Here is a 364-nt window from a genome sequence, read left to right as displayed (position 1 = left end):
GACGCCGACCGCCGTCAGCGGCTGCTCGCCCCAGCGCGCGACCAGCTCGGGGTGGCAGGCGGCCAGCTCGCCCGGCCGGATCAGCTGCGCGAACACGCTGCCCGGGTACACCAGCTCGCCCGCCGGGTCGGGAGCGTCGGATGTTTGTAAGAGTCATGGGTAGTCGGTGTCGCGCGGGTCGAGTTCGTCCGGGTCGAGCACCACGTCGGTGGCCCGGACCAGCACCAGGTCCGCCTGGACGCCGACCGCCGTCAGCGGCTGCTCGCCCCAGCGCGCGACCAGCTCGGGGTGGCAGGCGGCCAGCTCGCCCGGCCGGATCAGCTGCGCGAACACGCTGCCCGGGTACACCAGCTCGCCCGCCGGG

1 protein-coding gene is annotated in these 364 nt (G+C 75.0%); it reads right to left on the bottom strand.

The genetic code is table 11. The features are described 5' to 3' along the window. Nucleotides 1–153: 153 nt before the first annotated feature. A partial coding sequence (locus K4G64_RS39635; RefSeq protein ID WP_260461596.1) for a hypothetical protein occupies nucleotides 154–364 on the bottom strand: 211 nt, incomplete at its 5' end.

The sequence above is a fragment of the Streptomyces sp. WAC04114 genome, from assembly GCF_019733245.1.
Taxonomy (GTDB): domain Bacteria; phylum Actinomycetota; class Actinomycetes; order Streptomycetales; family Streptomycetaceae; genus Streptomyces; species Streptomyces massasporeus_A.
This window is presented reverse-complemented; position numbering and strand designations above follow the sequence as displayed.